Consider the following 1,492-nt stretch of genomic DNA (forward strand, 5'->3'; position numbering starts at 1 on the left):
AGATGGGTATAAGAGACAGGCCGGGCACCGTCCACAGGGCGTGGCCCCGCAGCCCCCAGCGGCGCAGCAGGGTGTTGGCGGCGAGGAAGCCGCTGGTGGCCGCCCGTTCCATCAGCGCCACCGGCAGGCCGGTGCGGACCGCGTCGCCCGCGACGACCAGGCCGGGCGTGGGAGTGCCCACCGTCGGCCGGTCGGCGTACCCGCCGACCGGGAACAGGGGGCAGTCGGCCCGCCACTCGTGCCGGGCGTCGACCGCCTGGGCCCGGCGCGTCTCCGGGTAGACGCGGTGCAGTTCGCCGAGCAGTTCCTTCTCGGTGGTCGCCCGGTCGGCGTCCTCGGGCAGGGCGTAGGCGTGCAGTTCCACGACCGAGCCGCCGGTGCGGGCGGCCCAGCGGGCGGCCTCGCCCTCCCAGCCGCTGAGCACACTGACGTTGTCCAGCGCGCCGTATCCGCTGGTGCCGAGGAAGCCGGGCCGGTCCGCGCGCACGGGCCGGTCCAGCCACAGGCGGGAGACCAGGAAGGGTGGGGCGGTGCGCAGCCGCGCCACGCGCTCACGCCACTCGGTGTCGCCGAGAGTGCCGGAGCGGGCCACCAGCGCGCGCAGGCCCGCCGGGTCGAGGGCGAGCACCACCGCGTCGTACGGCTCCTCGCCGCTCGCGGCGGCCACGGTGAAGCCGCCCGAGGGCGGCGCCGTGACCCCCTCCACGGCGGTGCCGGCGCGCACCCGCGCGCCGAGCCGGCGCAGACGTCCGGCGAGCGGGTCCCACAGCGCCTGCGGAAACGGCTCCCGCGGTACGTCGAACAGCAGGCCCTCGGCCGAGCCGAGGAAGTAGACGTGGAACATCAGCGCCATCTCCGCGGCCGACAGCCGCCGGGGGTCGGCGAAGAAGCTGCGGGAGAACACCTCGAAGGCCAGGTGCCGTGCCGCCGCGGGGAAGCCGATCGCCTCCAGGAAGTCGTACGCGCTGACGTGGTCGAGCCGGTCGTACACCTCGGGCACCCGCACGTCCAGCAACGGCAGTGCCGCCCGGGGGTTCATCCGGGCCAGGCCGCGCAGGGAGAACGACTCGCTCAGCGCCACGAACCCGAGCGCGCTCAGCGGCGGGGTGCGCGGCACGTGCCGGAAGCTGTCCTGCCGGCCGCCGACGTGGCGCAGGGGGTAGTCGGGCAGGCCGGTCAGGCGGGACAGGGCCGGGTCGGTGCGGCGCAGCAGGGCGCGCAGGTTGTAGTACTGCCGGAAGAAGGCGTGGAAGCCGCGGCTCATCGTCACCTCCGTGCCGTCGGCCAGCCGTGTGGGCCAGCCGGCCAGCCGTCCGCCGAGCTGCGCCTCGCGCTCGTACAGGGTGACCCGTACGCCGCGCTCGGCCAGCGCGGTGGCCGCGGTCAGTCCGGCGATGCCGCCCCCGACGACCGCCACGCACGGAGCGCCGGCCTCCTCGGCGCGTTCGGCGCCCGGCGGTGCGGGCAGCAGCCGGGCCAGCCGGTCCCGGCC

The 1,492-nt window shown here is 76.3% G+C and carries 1 protein-coding gene; it reads right to left on the reverse strand.

Annotation, left to right across the window (positions count from 1 at the left end; genetic code table 11):
* A partial coding sequence (locus C1I97_RS36950) for an FAD-dependent oxidoreductase (RefSeq protein WP_309147865.1) occupies positions 1 to 1,492 on the reverse strand: 1,492 nt, incomplete at both ends.

This window comes from Streptomyces sp. NTH33 (assembly GCF_003236365.1).
Lineage (GTDB): Bacteria > Actinomycetota > Actinomycetes > Streptomycetales > Streptomycetaceae > Streptomyces.